20 protein-coding genes are annotated in these 18,192 nt (G+C 57.6%); 4 read left to right on the plus strand and 16 right to left on the minus strand.

What is annotated here, in order from left to right:
* Nucleotides 1-3: 3 nt before the first annotated feature.
* The 12 genes from tolA to AC07ZE_RS23575 all read right to left on the minus strand — a co-directional run bounded on the left by tolA (nucleotide 4) and on the right by AC07ZE_RS23575 (nucleotide 9,501).
* Nucleotides 4-1,083, minus strand: coding sequence for a cell envelope integrity protein TolA (gene tolA / locus AC07ZE_RS23520; RefSeq protein WP_137803953.1), 1,080 nt, complete (start codon nucleotides 1,081-1,083; stop codon nucleotides 4-6).
* Nucleotides 1,083-1,535 carry a protein TolR gene (gene tolR, locus AC07ZE_RS23525; RefSeq protein ID WP_170948638.1) on the minus strand — a complete coding sequence of 151 codons (453 nt, stop codon included), beginning with the start codon at nucleotides 1,533-1,535 and terminating at the stop codon, nucleotides 1,083-1,085. Before tolR ends, tolA begins: the two co-directional genes overlap by 1 nt.
* Before the next feature lie 23 nt (nucleotides 1,536-1,558).
* Entirely contained in the window at nucleotides 1,559-2,254 is a 696-nt protein-coding gene (gene tolQ, locus AC07ZE_RS23530) for a protein TolQ (protein ID WP_095193175.1), read from the minus strand.
* Nucleotides 2,244-2,711 (minus strand): tol-pal system-associated acyl-CoA thioesterase, encoded by a 468-nt coding sequence (ybgC, locus tag AC07ZE_RS23535; protein WP_095193174.1) that lies wholly within the window; start codon nucleotides 2,709-2,711, stop codon nucleotides 2,244-2,246. The genes tolQ and ybgC overlap by 11 nt, the downstream gene beginning before the upstream one ends.
* Before the next feature lie 127 nt (nucleotides 2,712-2,838).
* On the minus strand, nucleotides 2,839-3,900 hold the full coding sequence (ruvB, locus tag AC07ZE_RS23540) for a Holliday junction branch migration DNA helicase RuvB (protein WP_207266839.1): 1,062 nt from the start codon (nucleotides 3,898-3,900) through the stop codon (nucleotides 2,839-2,841).
* Nucleotides 3,901-4,509 carry a Holliday junction branch migration protein RuvA gene (gene ruvA / locus AC07ZE_RS23545; RefSeq protein ID WP_207266840.1) on the minus strand — a complete coding sequence of 203 codons (609 nt, stop codon included), beginning with the start codon at nucleotides 4,507-4,509 and terminating at the stop codon, nucleotides 3,901-3,903.
* 114 nt (nucleotides 4,510-4,623) lie between these two features.
* The gene (ruvC, locus tag AC07ZE_RS23550) at nucleotides 4,624-5,148 is read right to left on the minus strand and encodes a crossover junction endodeoxyribonuclease RuvC (RefSeq protein ID WP_207266841.1); all 525 of its coding nucleotides are present in this window, start codon (nucleotides 5,146-5,148) and stop codon (nucleotides 4,624-4,626) included.
* 158 nt (nucleotides 5,149-5,306) lie between these two features.
* A complete protein-coding gene (locus AC07ZE_RS23555) occupies nucleotides 5,307-6,053 on the minus strand; it encodes a YebC/PmpR family DNA-binding transcriptional regulator (protein WP_095193170.1) in 747 nt (248 codons plus the stop codon).
* Nucleotides 6,054-6,177: 124 nt separating this feature from the next.
* Nucleotides 6,178-7,953 carry an aspartate--tRNA ligase gene (gene aspS, locus AC07ZE_RS23560; RefSeq protein WP_095193169.1) on the minus strand — a complete coding sequence of 592 codons (1,776 nt, stop codon included), beginning with the start codon at nucleotides 7,951-7,953 and terminating at the stop codon, nucleotides 6,178-6,180.
* A gap of 121 nt (nucleotides 7,954-8,074) precedes the next feature.
* On the minus strand, nucleotides 8,075-8,296 hold the full coding sequence (locus AC07ZE_RS23565) for an FmdB family zinc ribbon protein (RefSeq protein ID WP_007977333.1): 222 nt from the start codon (nucleotides 8,294-8,296) through the stop codon (nucleotides 8,075-8,077).
* Between the two features lie 122 nt (nucleotides 8,297-8,418).
* A complete protein-coding gene (locus AC07ZE_RS23570; protein WP_207267878.1) occupies nucleotides 8,419-8,736 on the minus strand; it encodes a ribbon-helix-helix domain-containing protein in 318 nt (105 codons plus the stop codon).
* 294 nt (nucleotides 8,737-9,030) lie between these two features.
* Nucleotides 9,031-9,501, minus strand: a complete 471-nt coding sequence (locus tag AC07ZE_RS23575) for a Dps family protein (RefSeq protein ID WP_207266842.1) — start codon at nucleotides 9,499-9,501, stop codon at nucleotides 9,031-9,033.
* A gap of 310 nt (nucleotides 9,502-9,811) precedes the next feature.
* Between AC07ZE_RS23575 and AC07ZE_RS23580 the strand changes: the two genes are divergently transcribed.
* Nucleotides 9,812-10,414 (plus strand): cold-shock protein, encoded by a 603-nt coding sequence (locus AC07ZE_RS23580; RefSeq protein WP_095193166.1) that lies wholly within the window; start codon nucleotides 9,812-9,814, stop codon nucleotides 10,412-10,414.
* 61 nt (nucleotides 10,415-10,475) lie between these two features.
* Here AC07ZE_RS23580 and AC07ZE_RS23585 read toward each other — a convergent pair whose 3' ends face one another.
* Together AC07ZE_RS23585 and AC07ZE_RS23590 are read right to left on the minus strand one after the other, a co-directional pair.
* Nucleotides 10,476-10,682: a SlyX family protein gene (locus tag AC07ZE_RS23585; RefSeq protein WP_137803948.1), complete on the minus strand. Its 207-nt coding sequence runs from the start codon at nucleotides 10,680-10,682 to the stop codon at nucleotides 10,476-10,478.
* A 3-nt stretch (nucleotides 10,683-10,685) separates the two neighbouring features.
* Nucleotides 10,686-11,111 (minus strand): HIT family protein, encoded by a 426-nt coding sequence (locus tag AC07ZE_RS23590; RefSeq protein WP_207266844.1) that lies wholly within the window; start codon nucleotides 11,109-11,111, stop codon nucleotides 10,686-10,688.
* 892 nt (nucleotides 11,112-12,003) lie between these two features.
* On the opposite strand from AC07ZE_RS23590, the gene AC07ZE_RS23595 reads away from it, so the two are divergent.
* Complete coding sequence (locus tag AC07ZE_RS23595; protein WP_207266846.1) at nucleotides 12,004-13,332, plus strand: OprD family porin; 1,329 nt, start codon at nucleotides 12,004-12,006, stop codon at nucleotides 13,330-13,332.
* A gap of 208 nt (nucleotides 13,333-13,540) precedes the next feature.
* On the opposite strand, the gene AC07ZE_RS23600 is transcribed toward AC07ZE_RS23595, so the two are convergent.
* Both AC07ZE_RS23600 and AC07ZE_RS23605 read right to left on the minus strand, forming a co-directional pair.
* Nucleotides 13,541-14,383 (minus strand): mechanosensitive ion channel family protein, encoded by an 843-nt coding sequence (locus AC07ZE_RS23600; protein ID WP_207266850.1) that lies wholly within the window; start codon nucleotides 14,381-14,383, stop codon nucleotides 13,541-13,543.
* A 187-nt stretch (nucleotides 14,384-14,570) separates the two neighbouring features.
* Entirely contained in the window at nucleotides 14,571-15,056 is a 486-nt protein-coding gene (locus AC07ZE_RS23605) for a YajQ family cyclic di-GMP-binding protein (protein ID WP_095193161.1), read from the minus strand.
* 134 nt (nucleotides 15,057-15,190) lie between these two features.
* On the opposite strand from AC07ZE_RS23605, the gene AC07ZE_RS23610 reads away from it, so the two are divergent.
* Entirely contained in the window at nucleotides 15,191-16,108 is a 918-nt protein-coding gene (locus AC07ZE_RS23610) for a putative 2-dehydropantoate 2-reductase (RefSeq protein WP_207266851.1), read from the plus strand.
* Between the two features lie 45 nt (nucleotides 16,109-16,153).
* Nucleotides 16,154-18,190, plus strand: coding sequence for a sensor histidine kinase (locus AC07ZE_RS23615; protein ID WP_207266853.1), 2,037 nt, complete (start codon nucleotides 16,154-16,156; stop codon nucleotides 18,188-18,190).
* Nucleotides 18,191-18,192 lie beyond the last annotated feature (2 nt).

Genomic DNA, 18,192 nt, shown 5'->3' on the forward strand with positions numbered 1-18,192 from the left:
TTCTCACGGGGATAGATCCTCAGGTGTGAATGTCATCTTGAATGAACGATACGGAGCGAAATCACTCGGCTTCATTCCCTGCATTTCTGTCAAACGTCCAATATTTTTCACTGCCGCTACAGCCGACGCGTCAAACGGACCGTCGCCACTGGACTTGAGCACGCTGACCGAAGTCACCGTACCGTCCGGCAACATGCCGATTTGCAACTGGACCGTCATGCCTTTGCGGGCCGAAGGTGGACGAGCCCAGCCTTCCGCTGCTCGCACTCGAATCAGGTCATCGAAATTGCCGGCGACTTCGTCGCCCTGCTCATCCGCCAAGGCCTGTTGACGCTGCGGCGTGTCTGAAAGCAAATCTGCCAAGGCCTGAGCCTTTTTATCTTCAGCGGATTTACGTGCCGCATCCTGCGCTTTCTTCTTCGCAGCATCGGCAGCAGCTTTCTTCTTCGCCTCTTCGGCGACTTTCTTCTTCGCCTCTTCAGCTTCAGCTTTCTTCTTGGCGTCTTCCGCGGCTTTCTTCTTCGCGTCTTCGACGATCTTTTTCTTCGCTTCTTCAGCGGCCGCTTTCTTGGCCTCTTCTTCAGCAGCCTTCTTGGCTTCTTCTTCCGCTTTCTTCTTGGCTATATCAGCCAATTGTTTCTCTTCTGCCTTCTTGGCTTCGGCGGCCTTTTTCGCGTCATCGGCTTTCTTGGCTTCATCAGCCTTTTTCGCCTCTTCCGCTTTCTTGGACTCGTCGGCCTTCTTGGCTTCCTCGGCCTTTTGAGCCGCTTCTTCTTTCTTTTGTTCCGCAGCCTTCACGGCTTCCTGCTCGACCTTCTTCTGTTCCAGCTGCTCTTCTTCGGTCTGGCGCGCGGCGGATTTCTTCGCCTCACCCGCAATCTTCTGATTGGTCTGGGTGGTTGCCTGACTTTTCGATTTCAGCTGGTACAGGGTTGCCTGAACAATCGGCTTGGCCGGCGGCAGCTCCGGTGTGAAGGCAAAACTGACGAACAGCATGCCGAACACCAGCACGTGCAAGCCAATCGCCCAGACACTAGGCCAGAAGTAGCTTTCCGAGGCGGACGGCTCTCGCTGTTGCTGCATCAGGGCGCCTCGGTAATCAAGCCAACATTACCGACCCCGGCTTTCTGCAACCCACCCATGGCACCCATGACGGCCCCGTAGTCGACGCTCTTGTCGCCACGAATGAAGACCTGGGTACGCTTGCCGCCTTCGTTGCCGACGCGAATGATCTTGGTCACCGCGTCAGTCATCTGCGGGAGGGTCATGGCGCGATCTTGTTGCTTCTCTGTGTCGACTTCGCTGCCAAGGTTCCAGTAATAGGTCTTGTCAGCCTTGATCGAAATAGTCAGGACCTGGGTGTTGTTGTCCTGCGGCAAGGCTTCGCTGGAAACCTTCGGCAGATCAACTTTCACGCCCTGGTTGAGCATCGGCGCGGTCACCATGAAGATGACCAGCAGCACCAACATCACGTCGATGTAAGGCACCACGTTCATCTCGGCGACCGGCTTGCGCTTGTGTCGAGCTCGAGCGATTAAAGCCATTGGAAATTACCTGCTTATTCTTCGCTGGTGTGCACTTTGCGGTGCAGGATCGCCTGGAATTCATCGGCGAAGGTGTAGTAACGGCTCAGCAGGGTTTCGCTGCGAGCAGAGAAGCGGTTGTAGGCAATAACGGCCGGGATGGCGGCGAACAGACCGATCGCCGTGGCGATCAGGGCTTCGGCGATACCTGGCGCCACGGTGGCCAGGGTTGCTTGCTGCGCAGTTGCCAGGCCACGGAAGGAGTTCATGATGCCCCAGACAGTACCGAACAGACCGATGTAAGGGCTGACAGAGCCGACGGTAGCCAGGAACGGCAGGCTCTGCTCGAGCTTTTCTTCTTCACGGGAAATGGCAACGCGCATGGCACGAGCCACACCCTCCATGACCGCCTCCGGGTCAACGCCTGGCTGCTGGCGCAGACGGGAGAATTCCTTGAAACCAGCACGGAAGATCTGCTCGACCCCCGAATCCGGATCCGGGTTGCTGCCCGCCTGACGGTAGAGTTTGGACAGGTCGATGCCCGACCAGAAGCGCTCTTCGAAGCTCTCCAGGGCGCGTCGACCGGCGCGCAGCAGGTTGCTGCGCTGAAAGATCATGATCCATGAGGTCACCGATGCGGCTACCAGGGTCAGCATTACCAGTTGCACCACGATACTGGCATTGCTGACCAGGCTCCACATGGAGGAATGGTCGACGACGTTAGCTTCCACGCTTTATCTCCTGCTTTGAGTGTGTACCCGCGCCGCTCACGTCGGCAAAGGCCGCTCGTAGAGCTTCGGGAATGGCCCGGGGTTTTAAACTTTCAGTGCGCACACAGGCCACCAGAAACTGCCCTTCACAGAGCAGTGCATTATCCGTGGCCCGCCTGACCTGCTGCTTGAAGCGCAAGCTGGCACGGTTCAATTCGATTACTTCAGCGCTTACCAGCAGTTCATCATCCAGTCGCGCCGGCGCGTGATAGCGCGCTTCGCTGGAATGCACGACGAACAACAGGTCCTCCCCTGCCAGCTGCGATTGGGCAAAGCCCAGCTCTCGTAGCCGCTCGGTTCGAGCCCGTTCCATAAACTTGAGGTAATTGACGTAATACACGATGCCGCCCGCATCGGTGTCCTCGTAATAAACGCGACAACGATGTGCGAAAGGCTCAAGCCCGTTTTGCGCGCGCATACTCTAGTGCTTACTCCTCGGGTTGCCAATCCGGCCAGGCAACTGTTTTTCAATGTTCTGCGGCTTTCTGGAGAAAGTACGGTCCTAGGACAGCACAATGCCCGAAAATTCAGCCCGCAAAAGTTAATTAATCGTCCACGGCATCGAGGAACTCGTCTACCACGGGCATCTCGCCCAATCGTGACGGAATGTTTAATCCGAAGTGCAGGTACGCATGCCGCGTCACCACCCGGCCCCGCGGGGTGCGCATGATATAGCCCTGCTGAATCAGGTAGGGTTCCAGTACGTCTTCAATGGTGTGGCGCTCTTCACTGATAGCCGCGGCGAGACTGTCGACCCCGACCGGCCCGCCATCGAACTTCTCGATCATGGTCAGCAACAGACGTCGATCCTGGTGATCGAAGCCACGCTCATCGACGTCCAGCAGGTTCAGGGCCAGGTCGGCAATCGGCTTGGTGATATGGCCCTTGGCACGAACTTCTGCGAAGTCCCGCACCCGGCGCAGCAAGCGGTTGGCGATCCGCGGCGTGCCGCGGGCACGCCGGGCGATTTCGAAGGCGCCGTCCGGGTCCAGCGGCAAACCAAGAATGCTCGCCGAACGACTGACAATCGTCGACAGATCGGCGTTGCTGTAAAACTCCAGCCGCTGGACGATCCCGAAACGGTCACGCAACGGGTTGGTCAACATCCCCGCCCGCGTCGTCGCGCCGACCAAGGTGAACGGCGGCAAGTCGAGCTTGATCGAACGCGCGGCCGGGCCTTCGCCAATCATGATGTCGAGCTGGAAATCTTCCATGGCCGGGTACAGCACCTCTTCGACGATCGGCGACAGGCGATGGATTTCGTCGATAAACAGCACATCGTGCGGTTCGAGATTGGTGAGCAACGCCGCCAGGTCACCCGGACGCTCAAGGACCGGCCCCGAGGTGCTTTTGATCGAGACCCCCATTTCCTGGGCAATGATGTTGGCCAGTGTGGTTTTACCCAATCCCGGAGGACCAAAAATCAAGGTGTGGTCCAAGGATTCGTTGCGCCCTCGGGCGGCCTGGATGAACAACTCCATTTGCTCGCGAACGGTCGGCTGGCCAATGTATTCGGCCAGACTGACGGGACGAATCGCCCGGTCCTGGACTTCCTCGCGGTCACGGGGACCTCCCGTGGCGGCGATCAGACGATCAGCTTCAATCACTTAGATCATTCCCTTCAGGGCACGACGAATCATGTCTTCACTGCTCAAGCCTTTCTCCTTGATCGCGGAAATCGCCTTGCTGGCTTCCTGCGGCTTGTAGCCCAGGGAGATCAGCGCGCTGACCGCGTCATTCTCGGCGGTATTGATCGGTGCAGGCCCGTCCGGCTGGTTCGGCACCAGGGCGAACATGCTCGGCACGGTCTCCCAGGCCTTGAAGCGATCCTTGAGCTCCACCAGCAGGCGCTCGGCGGTTTTCTTGCCCACGCCCGGCACCTTGGTCAGCGCCGAGGTATCCTGGGACTGCACGCAACGGACCAACTCGTCGACTTCCAGGCTCGACATCAGGGCCAGGGCCAGTTTCGGACCCACGCCATTGAGACGGATCAACTCGCGAAAAAAGTCTCGCTCGCGCTTGCCGACGAAGCCATAGAGTAACTGCGCGTCTTCGCGTACGACCAAATGGGTGTGCAACGTCAGCGGCTCACCGACCGACGGCAAGCGATAAAGCGTGGTCATGGGCACTTCAAGCTCATAACCCAGGCCGTTTACATCCAGAATCAGATGCGGCGGCTGTTTCTCAGCCAGTGTGCCGCGCAAGCGTCCAATCACGTTACAGATCCTTGAGCGTTGGCCAGCACGAAGCCAGCGACTGACAGAATCAGAAATTCGCGCCGACAACCCAGGCGCAAACACCTCATTCCCTAAAATTGACTGCTGATGCTATCAGAGACGCAGGCGCCCGCCACGACTGCGTGCCGCACCCAGGCCATGGGGCAACAGACTGGAACGGGTGTGAGCATGGCAAATGGCAATGGCCAGGGCGTCCGACGCATCGATTTGCGGTTTGCTGGTCAGCTTCAGCATGTGCATGACCATCATTTGCACCTGTTCCTTGTTGGCGGCACCGGTGCCAACCACTGCCTGCTTGACCTGGGTCGCGGTGTACTCGGCAATCTCCAGGCTTTCCTCCGCGCCCGCCACAATAGCAGCACCACGGGCTTGCCCCAGTTTCAGGGCGGAATCGGCGTTGCGCGCCATGAACACCTTTTCGATGCCCATGGTCACTGGACGGTAGGTCTGAATGATCTCCCGCACCCCGCGATAGACGATCTGCAGGCGCTCATGCAGTTCGCCAGCCCCGGTGCGGATGCAACCAGAGGCCACGTACTCGCAGCCACGTCCGGTATCGCGTACCACGCCATAACCGGTAATGCGCGAACCGGGGTCGATACCAAGAATTAAAGTCATAACGCCTGCAAGTAAAGTAAAAGCAGTCTATCCAATAATGCGAATAGCCAATGTGGGAGCGGGCTTGCTCGCGAATACGGTTTCACATTCAGCAACTATGTTGCCTGAAAACCCGCATTCGCGAACAAGCCCGCTCCCACAATGGATCCTGGTCGCCCTTAACCGAGCTGTGCAGCCACCGACTCCGGAATATCCGCGTTGGAATAGACGTTCTGCACGTCATCCAGGTCTTCGAGCATGTCGATCAGCTTGAGGACTTTTTCCGCGCCTTCCAGATCCAGCTCGGCGCTGGTGGTCGGCAGCATGACGATTTCCGCGTCATTACCCTTGAAACCCGCCGCTTCCAGTGCATTACGCACGGAGTAGAACCCGGCAAACGAAGTGAATACGTCGATGGACCCGTCTTCGTTGGTCACCACATCATCGGCATCGGCTTCCATGGCCGCCTCCATCAACGCATCTTCATCGACGCCGGGCGCGAAGGAAATCTGCCCCTTGCGCTCGAACAGATACGCAACCGAACCGTCGGTACCGAGGTTGCCACCGCACTTGCTGAACGCATGGCGCACTGCCGCTGCGGTGCGATTGCGGTTGTCGGTCATGCACTCGACCATCACCGCCACGCCGCCAGGGCCATAACCTTCGTAGGTCAGCTCGACCACGTCGTCCGTATCGGCAGCGCCGGTACCACGGGCGATAGCACGATCAATGATGTCGCGGCTCATGTTGGCACCAAGCGCCTTGTCCAGGGCCAGGCGCAAACGCGGGTTGGAGCCAGGATCGCCACCGCCCTGACGGGCAGCGACGGTCAGCTCACGAATCCACTTGGTGAAGATCTTGCCTCTCTTGGCATCCTGACGTTCTTTGCGGTGCTTGATGTTCGCCCACTTGGAATGACCTGCCATAACTCGCTCCGAATTTTCTTTGAAACATCGCCCGCCACGCTGGATAGCACCGGCCGGCAAACAAAAATATCGACCCTGTCAAAAAACAAAAGGCGCATCCGAAGATGCGCCCTTCAGGTCAGCCTTACTCGGCCTTAGGCGTTTCACGCAGACGAATGTGCAGTTCGCGCAATGCCTTGGCATCCACCTGCCCCGGTGCCTGAGTCATGACGTCCGCCGCGCTCTGGGTTTTCGGGAAGGCGATCACTTCACGGATCGACTGGGCGCCGGTCATCAGCATCACCAGACGGTCCAGGCCGAAGGCCAGACCACCGTGCGGTGGCGCACCGTATTTCAGTGCATCGAGCAGGAAGCCGAATTTCTCTTCCTGTTCCGCTTCGTCGATACCCAGCAGACGGAATACTGTCTGCTGCATCTCTTTACGGTGGATACGGATCGAACCGCCACCCAGCTCGGTACCGTTCAATACCATGTCATAGGCACGGGACAATGCGGTAGCCGGGTTGGCTTCCAGCTCTTGCGGCGTGCACTTCGGTGCGGTGAACGGGTGGTGCAAGGCGGTGAAGCTGCCGTCGTCGTTCTCTTCGAACATCGGGAAGTCGACCACCCACATCGGTGCCCACTCGCAGGTCAACAGGTTGAAGTCGTGACCGACCTTGATCCGCAGCGCGCCCAAGGCTTCGCTGACGATCTTGGCTTTGTCGGCACCGAAGAACACGATGTCGCCGTCGACCGCACCCACGCGATCGAGGATCACGTTCAGGGCTGCTTCAGGGATGTTCTTGACGATTGGCGATTGCAGGCCTTCGACACCTTTGGCGCGCTCGTTGACCTTGATGTATGCCAGGCCCTTGGCACCGTAGATGCCGACGAACTTGGTGTAATCGTCGATCTTGCTGCGCGGCATGCTCGCCCCGCCCGGCACGCGCAGTGCGGCAACGCGGCTTTTCGGGTCGTTGGCCGGACCGCTGAACACTTTGAATTCAACGTCCTTGAGCTGGTCGGCAACGTCAACCAGTTCCAGCGGGTTACGCAGGTCCGGCTTGTCCGAACCGTAACGACGCATGGCTTCCTCGAAGGTCATGTGCGGGAACTCGCCGAATTCCAGACCCAGCACTTCCTTGAACAGGTTGCGGATCATGCCTTCGGTCAGACCGATGATGTCTTCTTCATTGAGGAAGCTGGTTTCGATGTCGATCTGGGTGAATTCCGGCTGGCGGTCGGCACGCAGGTCTTCATCGCGGAAGCACTTGGCGATCTGGTAGTAACGATCGAAACCGGCCACCATCAGCAGCTGCTTGAACAGCTGTGGCGATTGCGGCAAGGCAAAGAACGAACCGGCGTGGGTACGGCTTGGCACCAGATAGTCGCGAGCACCTTCCGGAGTAGCACGGGTCAGGATCGGCGTCTCGACGTCGAGGAAACCGTTCTCGTCCAGATAGCGACGGATGCTGGTGGTCATGCGCGAACGCAGACGCAGCTTCTCGGCCATTTCCGGGCGACGCAGGTCCAGGAAGCGATAACGCAGGCGGGTTTCTTCGCCGACGTCCGAGTAATCGTTGAGCGGGAACGGCGGGGTTTCCGCTTCGTTCAGCACTTCCAGTTCGTAGCCCAGCACTTCGATCATGCCCGACGCCATGTTGGCGTTGGTGGCACCGGCCGGACGCAGGCGCACCTTGCCGGTGACCTTGACCACGTATTCGCTGCGCACACGATCGGCGACGGCGAAGGTTTCAGCGCGGTCCGGGTCGAACACCACCTGGGCCAGACCATCACGATCACGGATATCGAGGAAAATCACCCCACCGTGGTCACGGCGACGATGGACCCATCCGCAAAGGGTAATTTCCTGGCCTTCCAGGCTTTCGTTCAGTTGGCCGCAATAATGGCTGCGCATCATGGTCGTGGTTTCACTTCTCGTAATTCGACATTCGGTTGGAGACCTTGCGTACGTCGGTTGACCGACATGGCAAGCGCTCACGTGTTTGGTTCGTTCAGAGCACTCGGTTCAGAACATGGCCCTAGTCAGCTTTGTCGCCGCCGGCCAGATTCTTCTTGGAACCAGTCTTGAAATCGGTCTCGTACCAGCCGGTACCACTGAGGCGAAAACCCGGCATGGACAGCATCTTCTTGAGCTCTGGTGCCTGGCACGCAGGGCAGTCGACCAGCGGTGCATCGCTGATCTTTTGAATGGCTTCCAACTGATGACCACAGGAAGCACATTGGTAATCGTACATCGGCATGGGGGTTGTCTCGGCGATCAGATTGCTACCGCGCACGCTGGGTTTTGCGGCAAAGAGCGGGATTATATCCATTAAATGCAGCCTGTGCAGCCGTAAGACTGCACGGATCGACACGCAGCCTTTCAATGTGCAGACGGAGCAACGGCCACACAACCTCCTTCCTTCAAGCTATGTACAACACAGACAACCCGCACCAGCCCGGTGAAATTCCTCACTCCGCCATGACGCAAATGCACTTCGCGATCCACGTAAGACAACAATGCACTGACCGAGCAGCAATTGATCTTGGCCATTTCAGCCAGGATATCCCAGTAAACCTGCTCAAGCCTCAAGCAGGTGGCAAAGCCATTCAACCGCACCGAGCGGGACAACGGCTGGGCAAGCCCCATATCGAATTCACTGACAAACGGATCAATCCTGATGTCCTTGAGCAGACCGATCCTTCCTTGCGCCTGTCTTCATCAACCATTGCGTTGACACTCCTTTGCCATCCCTGGTTTCCATAAGAGCCTGTCCGCTTATAGAACCGCGAGGGCAAAGTTATATCCAGATGACTTTTTGACCATCCGCGTAGGAGAAGCCAACAACTGAAGGCAGATCATGGAGAGCGTCCTACGCCCGAGCTTTTCCTGCTCTATCTGGCGAAATTTCACTCAATAGACAGGTGTTTTTCGCTCAAGCATAGGCAACGCGCGAATAGCACCTCATAAGGCGTTATTCACGCGCCAGTTTTTTTACTGGTCCAGCAGTGCTCGCAGCATCCATGCGGTTTTTTCGTGAACTTGCATACGCTGGGTCAGCAGGTCAGCCGTCGGCTCGTCACTGACTTTTTCGAGCAGAGGGAAAATTCCGCGAGCCGTACGCGTCACAGCCTCCTGCCCCTCTACCAATTGCCTGATCATGTCTTCGGCAGCCGGGACGCCCTCTTCCTCTTTTATTGAGGACAGGCGCGCATAAACAGAATAGGCACCGGGAGCGGGGAATCCGAGCGCGCGAATTCGCTCGGCAATCGAATCGACCGCCAGGGCCAATTCGTTGTATTGCTCCTCAAACATCAAGTGCAGGGTCCGAAACATGGGACCGGTGACGTTCCAATGGAAGTTATGGGTCTTCAAATAAAGGACGTAAGTGTCCGATAGCAGGCGCGAAAGTCCGTCGACGATGGATTTGCGGTCCACTTCACTGATACCGATATCGATTGCCATGCTTTTCCCCTAGAGGTGATGGATTTCATCCGACAGGTGCAGGACCACTCTAGCAAGCCTGCTGTCACGCTGCAGCCCCGGACGCCATCTCGACCCGCGACAAATCGCCCCCGATGCACCGCTGGACTCCTTGATTTGAGTAGCCACAAGCTTTGCTGTTAAATAGGCGGTGTGTCGCTGGCGCCCTTATTTTCCGGGCGCTGCGCATAGGCTGATAAACAGGTACGTGCTCAACGCCTCTTATTGTTCTGAAGCGAACCGTGCCTCGTCAGCTCTTCCTTGTGATCCGTCTGAACGTGAGTTAATCAAAATGTTGAAAATCGTCCACCTGCTAATGGGCGCAGCAGCCTTGCTGTTGTCCTTCATCCCTAGCCTGCGAACCGAAGCCGTACCTTACCTGCAACAACCCGATGCGCTGTACCTGGCCTTGTTCGGCCTGCTTAACCTCACCCTCGCTCCAGTCATCCCCAACTGGAACAAAGGCCCGCGCCATCAACTGCAAAACCTGGTCAGCGCACTGCTGGTTCTGGCTGTCGTCGTGCAAACTCTGACACTGCTTGCGCCAATGCCCGTCATTGCCGGCCAACCTGCCGTTCTGTTCAGCCTGGTTGCAGCCCTGGTTGCCGTAGTTCTGCACCTGGCCATCAGCTTCTACAAATCGTCACCGGCTGCCGCTGCGCCAAGCTATGACATGAGCAACCGCGATACCGGCACCGTCAAGTGGTTCAACACCTCCAAAGGCTTCGGCTTTATTTCTCGCGACTCCGGCGACGATATTTTCGTGCACTTCCGGGCCATTCGCGGCGAAGGTCACCGCGTTCTGGTCGAAGGCCAGCGTGTGGAGTTCTCCGTCATGAATCGTGACAAAGGCCTGCAAGCCGAAGATGTGATCGCCGCCCTGCCGCGACGCTGATTCGAAGCCATGAAAAAACCGCGAACAGCCTGGCTGCTCGCGGTTTTTTAATGCCTGCATTTCAATAATGCGGCGGCGGTGCTTCTTCCTCGAAAGACTCGAACTGGCCAGCCATTTCTTCCTGGCGCTTGAGCAACGCAGCCATTTGCAACTGCAGGCGTTCAACGGCTCGCTGCTGCGCCGCCAGCACATCATTCAATGCCTGGATGGTGTCATCCTGAAACGCCAACTGGCTTTCCAGATCGGTAACGCGTTCTTCCAGGCTCATGATTCAACCCTCCAGAAACGTGAAATCATCGGTCAACACCAGACGCAACCGCTCGCGAATCGCGGCGACCTGTTCGGCACTGTACGGTTTTGCGGGGTGCTTGCCCCAGACCGGAGCCGGCCAGGCGGCGTCCTCCCGCTTGCGCACGATCACATGCATATGCAACTGACTGACCACATTACCCAGGGCCGCGACATTCAACTTGTCCGCGTCGAATGAATCCTTGAGCGTTTCTGCCAATGCCGTGGTTTCCCGCCATAGCTGCTGCTGATCGGCGACATCCAACTGAAATATCTCACTGATATCGTCGCGCCGAGGTACCAGGATGAACCAGGGATAATTCGAGTCATTGGACAGCAGCAACCGACACAGCGGGAAATCACCGATCGGTAAGGTGTCTTGTTGAAGTCGTGGATCTAAAGCGAACACTTTGCGCACTCCCGCCGGGTCATCATTTTCAGCTTAGCGCCCATCTCGAGAGAACGCGCACCAAGCGACTGGACGGCAGCATACCTGCGAACGCAGCCGTCTTCACGACGAACCAGCAGGTCACCACTCAAACCGCCCCCGGATGTAACACCTGACGCCAAAACGCACCAATAAGGAACCAGCGCCGACTGCAAAAACGTTGAAATGACTGACAGATAACGATTCGTTCAAACGCCGAAAAACGCTGAACTGTATGAATTCAGCACAGCGATTGAGATTTTTTGCACCAAAACCGCACAGCGCGTCTACGCTGAGTCGTTCTAACATCCGCCTTTTACTCACTGGCGGGGTGAACCGGTAACGTTTTCGATTGTCACGGGGCGGTAACAGCATGGTCAACACGATGCAAAGAATGGCGTCAAGCCCAATCACCTACAGGATGAACCCCCCGGTTTTATGAGGTTTTTACGGCATCAGGCAGCGCTTGAGAAAAAAATATCGGCAGTTCTCCGATTTGTGCACGCTTGTTGCATTCACACCCACATCGTCTATAAGGCACCGCTGGAAGTGGAAGCCTTGAGACTAAATAAAACAGTGGCAGGGTAGCCCGATGGAGATTCACTCGTTTCACCAGGGACTCTTTTTACCGATGCACCGACCCAGAGAAACAGCACTAAAGTTGTCAGTCCGGTTGCATCGAGGCTGTAAATTTGCGACATCTAGCAAGCTGTTTGCGACAGGGTCGTAAAGATGCTGAAAGGTTAGATGCGCAAGTATCGCCAACATTGTCGGCGTGATATAAGTTTGCGCCGACACAAAAAGAAAGAGCCGCCCAGATAATAAAACAGGTGGAGCGGCAGTACTCTTCTAAAAACCAAAGGAGCAAATCACGATGCGCGTGATGAAGTGGAGCATGATCGCACTGGCTGTTGCAGCTGGTACCTCGCAGTTCGCAGTAGCGTCTTCCCAGGACGAGTCCAAAGGTTTCTTCGGTGACCAGAGCCTGAAACTGAAAACCCGTTTTGAGTACATGAACCGCGACTATAAAAACGGTGTCAGCAACCCATCCAGCGGCACCGCCGGCTATCGTCAGGACTCCGGTCTGAGCCAGTTGCTCACTTACGAGTCGGGCTTCACTCAAGGTACTGTTGGTTTCGGTCTGGACGCCATGGCAATGGGTTCGGTCAAACTGGACGGTGGTTCGGGCAAGCGTGGTAACGGCCTGTTCGCTAACGACAGCGAAGGTGATCCGGAAAAATCCCAGGGCAAGGTTGGCGGTGCAGTCAAACTGCGTCTTTCCGACACAGTCCTGAAGTACGGGCAGCAATTCGTAGCCAGCCCGGTGTTCGCTACCGACGACAGCCGTCTGCTGCCAGAAGTTGCTACCGGTACCTTGCTGACCTCCAAGGAAATCAAAGGCCTGGAAGTGAGCGCCGGTCGCTTCACCGCCCTGAGCAAACAAACCGGTATGGCCCGTGACAGCATCGGCGGCCTGACTGATGAAGACGGCAACCACGGCAAAGGCCTGAGCGACGGCATCAACATCTTCGGTGCCAGCTACGCCTTCACCGACAACTTCACCGGCGCCATCGCCGCATCGGATGCTGAAGAGTACTTCAAGAAGTACTACGTCAACCTGAACCTGACCGTGCCGATCAACGACGACCAGTCTTTGAACTTCGATCTGAACGGTTACAAAACCAAGGGCGACAAGCGTGGCGACCTGGTTGACGCCATCGGCGACGGCACCCTGGGCGTGGACAACAACCTGTGGTCCCTGGCAGCAGCCTATAGCCTGGGCGCGCACAAGTTCACCCTGGCTTACCAGCAGTCGAGCGGCGACAACGCTTACTACTACGGCGTTGACGGCAACAGCACCATCTTCGTATCCAACTCCATTCAGATCTCCGACTTCGTGGGCCGCGAGGAAAAATCCTACCAAGCTCGCTACGACCTGAACATGGCGACCTACGGCGTACCTGGTCTGAGCTTCATGACCCGTTACGTAATGGGTGACAACATCAAGACCAACGGTCTGGGTGAAGGTAAGGAAAACGAGTGGAACATCGAGTCCAAGTACGTCGTTCAGGAAGGCCCGGCTAAAGATCTGTCCTTCCGTGCACGTTTCGCCAACTATCGCTCGAACGGCGCGTACAGCGGTTACTCGCCTGACGTCTACGATACCCGTCTGATCATCGAGTACCCGCTGAGCATCCTGTAATCAGGATGTAAGGCCGGAAGTGCTGTAGATCAAAAAACGCTCACCTCTTCAGGTGGGCGTTTTTTATGCCTGCCACATACCGAACACACCGGCAAACAACTTCCGCGCATAACATTAGTACTTTTTTCAATGAACCGATCAATAGTCACAAAAAAACCCGAGAGACTATTAATCCCTCGGGTTCATGCAGTAACTAATAAGACCAGGGTTACTGTACCGATGCTTCCTGAACCACACGAATAACCCGCTGTGGAAAGGGAATGTCGATACCGGCAGTTTTCAATCGATCACGGGACTGTTCGTTAAACATGAACAACACATCCCAGTAATCCGCTGTTTTAACCCAGACACGCAAGGAAACAGTGATCGAGCTGTCACCCAGCGTCGAAATGACGGCCTGCGGCTCAGGGTCGGCCAGAACACGTGGATCCTTGGCCAGGTCCAGCAATACGTGACGGGCCTTTTGCAGATCCGCCTCGTAGTCGACACCCACATCAAAAACCACTTTGCGGGTCGGCTGACGGTTGGTGTTGGTGATGATGCCGTTCGACAGGTTACCGTTTGGCACGATGATGGTTTTGTTATCGCCAGTGCGCAGTACGGTGTGGAAAATCTGGATACTGTCGACCGTACCGGCAACCCCCTGGGCTTCGATCCAGTCACCGATACGGAAAGGACGGAACAGCAGAATCAACACGCCGCCAGCGAAATTCGCCAGGCTGCCCTGCAAGGCCAGGCCGATGGCCAGACCCGCCGCACCGATGGCCGCCACGAACGAGGTGGTTTCCACGCCGATCATCGACGCCACGCTGACAACCAGCAAAATCTTCAGAATGATGTTCGCCAGGCTGCTGATGAAACCTTGCAGCGCCAGGTCGGCGTTACGCAGGGCGATCAGGCCGCCCAGCTTTTGTGTGACCTTGTTGATCAGCCACCAGCCGATGGCAAGGGTTATGATCGCCAGCAACACACGGCTGCCGTATTCCATGATCATCGGGATCCAGGTTTGGGATACCTTGACCAGGTTATCTACTTCAGCATTCAAATCCATCTACATTCTCCTGATTTGCGGCGATCCGGCACGCGAAAAAATTAAGCGGCAGAAAGGTCCTGCCGGATTGAACACAATCCAGGTGGGAGCGAGCCTGCTCGCGAAGAGGGCATATCAGTCGACATCACTGTTGAATGACACACCGTTTTCGCGAGCAGGCTCGCTCCCACAGTTCCCGCTCTGCGCGTCAGTCGCGGAAGTTGTTGAACTGCAGCGGCATGCCAAATTCCTTGGCGCGCAGCACCGCAATGGCTTCCTGCAGGTCGTCACGCTTCTTGCCGGTGATGCGCACCTGCTCGCCCTGAATGGCCGCCTGAACCTTGAGCTTGGCGTCTTTGACGTGAGCGACGATCTTCTTCGCCAGCTCCTTGTCGATGCCTTCCTTGAGCACGGCTTCCTGCTTCATCAGTTTGCCCGAAGCAAAAGCGTCCTTGACCTCAAGGCACTGCACATCGATCTTGCGCTTGACCAGGCAGAGCTTGAGGATCTCGATCATCGCTTCGAGCTGGAAGTCCGCTTCAGCTGTCAGGTTGACGGTCAGGTCCTTTTCCTTGAACTCGAAGCTGCCTTTGCCTTTCAGGTCATAGCGACGATCGAGTTCCTTGACGGCGTTCTCGACCGCGTTGGTGACTTCGTGTTTGTCCAGTTCGGATACCACGTCGAACGACGGCATGTAATCTCTCCAAATAAAAGGCGCACCAATAAAGCACGCCTGGCTTGCGGTAAAAATCCGCGCTGATTATAACGGGTCTTTCCCATCATTCACTGCGAGCCGTCCATGCACGCGTCAAACAGAGCAAAAAGCTGATGGCCACCACCTGGCATGTCCTGGGCGCCGGCAGCCTCGGCACGTTGTGGGCCGCGCGCCTGGCCCGGGCCGGGGTGCCGGTACGGTTGATCCTGCGCGATGCCACGCGCCTGCAGGCCTACGAGGCGGCGGGTGGGCTGACACTGGTCGAGCACGGCGAGGCACAATGCTACCCGGTGCCCGCCGAAACACCCGACAACGAGGCCCCCATCCAGCGTCTGCTGGTTGCCTGCAAAGCCTACGACGCTCAACACGCCGTTGCCCAATTGGCGCCACGCCTGACGCCCGGCGCCGAACTGATTCTGTTGCAGAACGGTTTGGGCAGTCAGGATGCCGTCGCAGCGCAAGTTCCGCAGGCGCGCTGCATCTATGCCTCCAGCACCGAGGGCGCCTTCCGCGATGGCGACTGGCGCGTGGTCTTCGCCGGCCATGGCTTCACCTGGCTGGGGGACGCCGGTCATCCCGTCGCTCCGATCTGGCTCGACGACCTGGACGCTGCCGGTATTCCCCATGAATGGAGTACCGAAATTCTGACCCGGCTGTGGCGCAAACTGGCGCTTAACTGTGCGATCAACCCACTGACGGTGCTGCACGATTGCCGCAATGGCGGTTTGCAGCAGCATCACTGTGAAGTCGCCACCCTTTGCGGCGAACTGACCGAACTGCTTGAACGTTGCGGCCAGCCTGCCGCTGCCGAGAACCTGCAACTGGAAGTCGAACGGGTCATCCATGCCACCGCCGCCAACTACTCGTCGATGTACCAGGACGTCAGCAACCGGCGCCGCACCGAAATCAGCTACCTGCTCGGTCATGCCTGCAAAGTTGCGTCCCGGCACCGATTGAACCTGCCGCACCTCAATCAGCTCGAGTCAAGGTTGATCGCTCGCCTGCACAGCCTTGGATTGCCCAGCGACTGAGCAGCGGCTACGCTGGCCACTTGTTCCTTTGCAGCGATAAAACTGATGCCATTGCGCCAGCGCCTTGAAAACCTTCCTGTCGGCCAGAAACTCCTGGCCGCCCTGTTGGTGCTGTTGACCACTGTCCTGCTGGTCGCCAACCTGACCTTTATCAGCGCCGCGTATTACATTTCCCAGGAAAGCATGGCACCCCAGGCCCTGCAAACCATTGGCCGGCTGGTGTCCAATCCGAGCCTGATCTCCGAAGCGCTGGCATCGCCACAAAGCGCACAACGCCTGCTCGATGAACTCAACAGCTATTCACCGCTGCGTGCCGCCGCCCTGTATGACGGCAAGGGCGAACGCCTGGCGCAACTGCAACATGGCGATCACCTAAAGCTGCCGGAGCGTTATCGGCACATTGAATCCTGGCAGGCGACCGAATTTCGCAGCAATCAGGTGATCACCCTGCCCCGGCCCGGCACCGCCCCCGGGCATTTGCTGTTGGTGGCCAGCAGCGAACTGCCGATGGCGTTCTATACCGGAACCCTGACCGCCAGCCTCGGCATTCTGATCTTCAGTGTTCTGCTGTGGCTGGTGATCGCGCGGCAGATCAAACGCCTGATTACCCGCCCTATCCATCAACTCGAAGAGCTGTCACGGCAAGTGACCCGGGAAGAGAACTACGCCCTGCGTGCCTCTCGGGGCAACCACGATGAAATCGGCAGCCTCGCCGAAGCCTTCAACACCATGCTTTCGCGCATCGAGGCGCGGGAACAGCAATTGAAACGGGCGCGGGACGACTCACAGGCGGCCTATGACCAGGCTCAGGGCCTGGCCGAAGAAACCCGGCACACCAATCGCAAACTGGAACTCGAAGTCCAGGTGCGCAGCAAGATCGAGAAGAAACTCACCGGATTCCAGAACTACCTCAACAGCATCATCGACTCCATGCCATCGGCGCTGATCGCCCTCGATGAACAGCTCTACGTGACGCAGTGGAACCAGGAAGCCAGCGCCCTCTCCGGCACCCGCCTGGACGAAGCCCTGAACCAGCCGATCTTCCTTGCCTTCGAGCCGCTCAAGCCCTTTCTTCCGCAGCTCAAGCAAACCGTCGAACAACACACGGTGGCCAAGATCGAACGCGTCACCTGGGTCAAGGACGATGAGCCACGGCATTACGCCTTGACCTTTTATCCATTGATGGGCGGTGCCGGGCGTGGCGTGGTGATCCGCATCGACGACATTACCCAGCGCTTGTCACTGGAAGAAATGATGGTGCAGTCGGAGAAAATGCTTTCCGTCGGCGGTCTCGCTGCCGGCATGGCCCACGAGATCAACAACCCGCTGGGCGCCATCCTGCACAACGTGCAGAACATCCGCCGCCGGCTGTCTCCCGAATTGCCGAAGAACCTCGAACAGGCCGAACAGGTTGGCGTCGAGCTGTCGACGGTCAACGAATACCTGCAAGCGCGGGAAGTGCCGCAGCTGCTCGATGGCATTCAACAGGCCGGTGCCCGCGCGGCGAAAATCGTCACCCACATGCTCAGCTTCAGTCGCCGCAGCACCCGGCAAATGGCCCCGTGCGACCTGCCGGCGCTGATCGATCAAGCGGTGGAAATCGCCGGTAACGACTTCGACCTGGCCATCGGTTTCGACTTCAAGGGCCAGGCCATCATTCGCCAGTTCGACCCGGCACTGGGTCCGGTGCCCGGCACGGCCAACGAACTGGAACAAGTGCTGCTCAACCTGCTGAAAAACGCCGCCCAGGCCATTCACCAGCGTGAAGACGACCGCGAGCCGGGACGGATCATACTGCGCACCCGGCTCAATCCGCCCTGGGCAGAAATCCAGGTAGAGGACAACGGTATCGGCATGAGTGAAAACGTGCGCAAACGTACCTTCGAACCCTTCTTCACCACCAAGGAAATTGGCCAGGGCACCGGCCTGGGTCTGTCGGTTTCGTATTTCATCATCACCAATAACCACAAAGGACAGATGGAGGTGCAATCGACCCTGGGCCAAGGCACCTGCTTCACCTTGCGCCTGCCCCTGGCGGGTACCCCGCTTGTCTCTCAAGAATTCAATCAGCTATCGAGGTAACC

Source organism: Pseudomonas sp. GW101-3H06 (assembly GCF_059424605.1).

Bases quoted from the DNA above. Each gene is read 5' to 3' on its own strand.
- aspS (WP_095193169.1), bottom strand. From the start codon at position 7,953: ATGATGCGCAGCCATTATTGCGGCCAACTGAACGAAAGCCTGGAAGGC.
- ruvC (WP_207266841.1), bottom strand. From the start codon at position 5,148: ATGACTTTAATTCTTGGTATCGACCCCGGTTCGCGCATTACCGGTTAT.
- AC07ZE_RS23595 (WP_207266846.1), top strand. From the start codon at position 12,004: ATGCGCGTGATGAAGTGGAGCATGATCGCACTGGCTGTTGCAGCTGGT.
- AC07ZE_RS23580 (WP_095193166.1), top strand. From the start codon at position 9,812: ATGTTGAAAATCGTCCACCTGCTAATGGGCGCAGCAGCCTTGCTGTTG.
- AC07ZE_RS23610 (WP_207266851.1), top strand. From the start codon at position 15,191: ATGGCCACCACCTGGCATGTCCTGGGCGCCGGCAGCCTCGGCACGTTG.
- AC07ZE_RS23565 (WP_007977333.1), bottom strand. From the start codon at position 8,296: ATGCCGATGTACGATTACCAATGTGCTTCCTGTGGTCATCAGTTGGAA.
- AC07ZE_RS23605 (WP_095193161.1), bottom strand. From the start codon at position 15,056: ATGCCGTCGTTCGACGTGGTATCCGAACTGGACAAACACGAAGTCACC.
- AC07ZE_RS23615 (WP_207266853.1), top strand. From the start codon at position 16,154: ATGCCATTGCGCCAGCGCCTTGAAAACCTTCCTGTCGGCCAGAAACTC.
- AC07ZE_RS23575 (WP_207266842.1), bottom strand. From the start codon at position 9,501: ATGGCAATCGATATCGGTATCAGTGAAGTGGACCGCAAATCCATCGTC.
- ybgC (WP_095193174.1), bottom strand. From the start codon at position 2,711: ATGCGCGCGCAAAACGGGCTTGAGCCTTTCGCACATCGTTGTCGCGTT.
- AC07ZE_RS23585 (WP_137803948.1), bottom strand. From the start codon at position 10,682: ATGAGCCTGGAAGAACGCGTTACCGATCTGGAAAGCCAGTTGGCGTTT.
- AC07ZE_RS23555 (WP_095193170.1), bottom strand. From the start codon at position 6,053: ATGGCAGGTCATTCCAAGTGGGCGAACATCAAGCACCGCAAAGAACGT.
- AC07ZE_RS23600 (WP_207266850.1), bottom strand. From the start codon at position 14,383: ATGGATTTGAATGCTGAAGTAGATAACCTGGTCAAGGTATCCCAAACC.
- tolA (WP_137803953.1), bottom strand. From the start codon at position 1,083: ATGCAGCAACAGCGAGAGCCGTCCGCCTCGGAAAGCTACTTCTGGCCT.